General features: G+C 50.6%; 4 protein-coding genes. 2 read left to right on the top strand and 2 right to left on the bottom strand.

Annotation, left to right across the window (positions count from 1 at the left end; genetic code table 11):
- Window positions 1-159 precede the first annotated feature (159 nt).
- A complete protein-coding gene (locus PR800_RS19560; protein WP_272531269.1) occupies window positions 160-306 on the bottom strand; it encodes a hypothetical protein in 147 nt (48 codons plus the stop codon).
- An 850-nt stretch (window positions 307-1,156) separates the two neighbouring features.
- On the opposite strand from PR800_RS19560, the gene PR800_RS19555 reads away from it, so the two are divergent.
- Together PR800_RS19555 and PR800_RS19550 are read left to right on the top strand one after the other, a co-directional pair.
- Complete coding sequence (locus tag PR800_RS19555; protein ID WP_272531268.1) at window positions 1,157-1,675, top strand: replication/maintenance protein RepL; 519 nt, start codon at window positions 1,157-1,159, stop codon at window positions 1,673-1,675.
- Between the two features lie 2 nt (window positions 1,676-1,677).
- A complete protein-coding gene (locus PR800_RS19550) occupies window positions 1,678-1,893 on the top strand; it encodes a hypothetical protein (protein ID WP_225550326.1) in 216 nt (71 codons plus the stop codon).
- A gap of 12 nt (window positions 1,894-1,905) precedes the next feature.
- Here the strand turns inward: PR800_RS19550 and mobV are convergent.
- A partial coding sequence (mobV, locus tag PR800_RS19545; RefSeq protein ID WP_272531267.1) for a MobV family relaxase occupies window positions 1,906-2,773 on the bottom strand: 868 nt, incomplete at its 5' end.

Below are 2,773 nucleotides of genomic sequence, written 5' to 3'. Positions count from 1 at the left end.
TTTTCGTGCCCAAGTTCAGCCGCAGCGTTTGGCGTGTCCTGCTCCCTAAAACTATGTTTTAACGAGCGATACACGCTAGCCAAATGTTTTAGTTTTTCTGTTCGCAAAACTACAAATTTGGGTGCTCCCATAGTCGCACGTACCCCCGCAGTTAAAAAGTTAACTCCAAGGGTACAAAGGCGGCACTTGTTTGACAAGTGGACTCACTACACTTTGCTTCGCAAAGCAGTGACCCGCAAGCGGGTTGCAGCGGCCTGCGGCCTTGCTCTTCGGGCTTCGCCCTGCGCCTCCCTTCGGTCGTTGCATTCTCCCCCCTCCGCCCCCCGCTGGGGGGAACGAGTCGCCCTCTGTCGTCAGGGGTCTGGGCAGTTACGGCCTGCGGCCTACACAACCCAAACCCCAGCCGTAAGCGTGGGTCACTCCAAGGGCGTCAAGTGCTTTCGCGGCATAAACCGCGCCCAAGGGCGCTATTTATTCCACGGTCACTTGACCCCCTTTCCGTTCAGCACCTGAGCGTAGGACAGTGTCAAGGGCGAAAGCGGAAGCCGCAGCGGAGCGCAGGGAGCGCAGCGACCGAGCACCGAACGGGTGAGCATTTCGGGCGCAGCCGCACCCTTGATGCTGACCGTAGCGACCAACGCTTGGTGGTAGGGGGCATGAAGTAGGGCGAAGCCCGCCCGCCATGCACCCCTGCCACGTGGCGAACGTGGGGGAGGCAAGCGAAGCGCGCTAGGGGGCAACGCCCCCTTAGAGCGAGGCCGCAGGCCGCTGCAAGTAACAAAAATTCTTCTGAGCGAAGCGAAGGCATTATTTGTTTTTGGGGTGCCAAGCGAAGCGCTGGCGGGGCAACGCCCCTTAGAGGGTTCTTATTCGCCCCGAATAAGAACTAAGAAGGGAAACTCCTGTAACCCGCATAAATACTAGACCCACTTTTCAGAATCGGATACTTGTAAGCCCATATGTAGAACTTTTAAAGCCCAAAAAAAGCATTGATTTTGGGCTTTAAAACATCTATCATGGTCGAACACAGCCCGAAAAAATAACGTAAATGGGCTTTGAAGTATTTTTTTTGATAGTCATAAGCCCAAAAAGGAATGGTTAAATGAGCCTTGCAAGACACAAAACAAACCCGTTTATAGAAGACATGGTTGTCCCCATGAAGGGAAGACAGGTACAGCTTTCTAGGCTAGGTAGAGATCAAAACATACTGGTAAACCAAGCGACAGGAGAAGTCCAAGGCACCCACGTCACAACATACAAGCGGGTAGATGGAGAGCAATTCATCAAGCTGTTTACTGCCAACATTGGCTTAACATTTGACTTGTCAGCAGCAGGAATAAAGACATTTAGCGTTTTACTTTGGGTCGTACAACACAAGGCTATTAGCAAGGATGAAGTGGATCTCGACACCCTTATGCTTGAAGAATTTGTTGAAGCCCACTCAAATTCACAAAAGCCGCTAAAACTCAGTTTGACCACATTCAAACGTGGTTTGAATGAGTTGGAAAAAGCCCAAATCATCGCAAAAACAATGCGTAAAGGGCGTTATTTCATCAATCCTAACTTTGTGTTTAATGGCGATCGCATAGCGTTCACAACCGTCATAGAACGAAAAAAACGTACCGAACAAGAACAGCTTGAAGCCCAAGGGCAGCAACGCTTAGAGGAGGTTTAAGCGTGAAAAAACTCATTGAAGAAGTAGCAATTGCCTGCAATGTAAGTGAGCGGAAATTACGCACATTACTAGTTGAGGTTGGCTTGCTGGAATTGCTCAATAACGCCAGACGATTGCAGGCAGAAGAAGCATTCAAGGAAAAGCGAATTCTCTTTCACGGTGAGCCAATACCAGCAAAACATTTCAAGCAAGCATATGAAAACCTGCTTGAGGACTAAGCACCAAAAAAGCTACCTACTAAACCCCCTGCCTTGGCTGCGGCGCTGCTGTCGCTGTTCCTTTTGGTGTTGCAACTTCGCGGCCTTGGCCGCTTCGTTTTCGCGCTGCATGGTTGTGGCCATCTTGATGACCTCCGCCACCTGTTCGCGTGAAAGCCCTTTAAACGGCTCCTGAAGCGTTTTTAGCTTCTTCTGCTGGTCAACCATTGTCTTTTGCATTTCTCGCGCTCTACGGGCGTTCTGGGCGCTTTCAGCGGCATTTGCAATCGTACCTGCAAACCCCTCATTCACTGATGCCGCTAAACGAGCCGCTACGGCTTCCGTACTTTCAACACGGGTTGTTAATCGCAACTTTTCAGCTAACCCCTCACGCTTATAAGCCCGTGGTTCTAAGGCTTCGGGGCTGATTTCAACGTGGTTTTTAATGCCCCGTTCAATCGCTGCATAGTGTTTTTTAATTGTTTGGTGTCGGGCTTTACTGCCCTCGATGCCACGCTCTAACCCATGCTGCGCCCCTACTTTTTCGGCAAATTCAGTTTGCATCTGGTTAAGTGCTTTACTGCCACCTAGCCACCGCTTAGCGTTTAAGCGACCTGAATCGGGGTCAAGAGGTACAACATATGCGTACATGTGCGGTGTTTTTTCATCACGATGAATGCCTGCATAAACAACATTTTCCGCCCCATGTCGCTCTTTCAGCCACTCTAACGAGTCCGCAAAATAAGCGTCCTGTTGCTCCCTGCTCTTGCTGTGCATCGCCTCGGGGCTAGCAGTTACCAGGTACTCAATGGCAAGCACAGCGTCTTTGCGTCGCTTCTCAGGCAGCTTTGCCTTAATCGCTGCTTGTGCCTCTGCTGCTGATTGGGCACCAAAATGACTG

Source organism: Providencia sp. PROV205 (assembly GCF_028479505.1).
GTDB classification, from domain to species: Bacteria; Pseudomonadota; Gammaproteobacteria; order Enterobacterales; family Enterobacteriaceae; genus Providencia; species Providencia huaxiensis.
This window is presented reverse-complemented; position numbering and strand designations above follow the sequence as displayed.

Excerpts from the sequence above, each read along its gene's own strand:
- PR800_RS19555 (WP_272531268.1), top strand. The coding sequence starts at position 1,157 with ATGAAGGGAAGACAGGTACAGCTTTCTAGGCTAGGTAGAGATCAAAAC.
- PR800_RS19560 (WP_272531269.1), bottom strand. The coding sequence starts at position 306 with ATGCAACGACCGAAGGGAGGCGCAGGGCGAAGCCCGAAGAGCAAGGCC.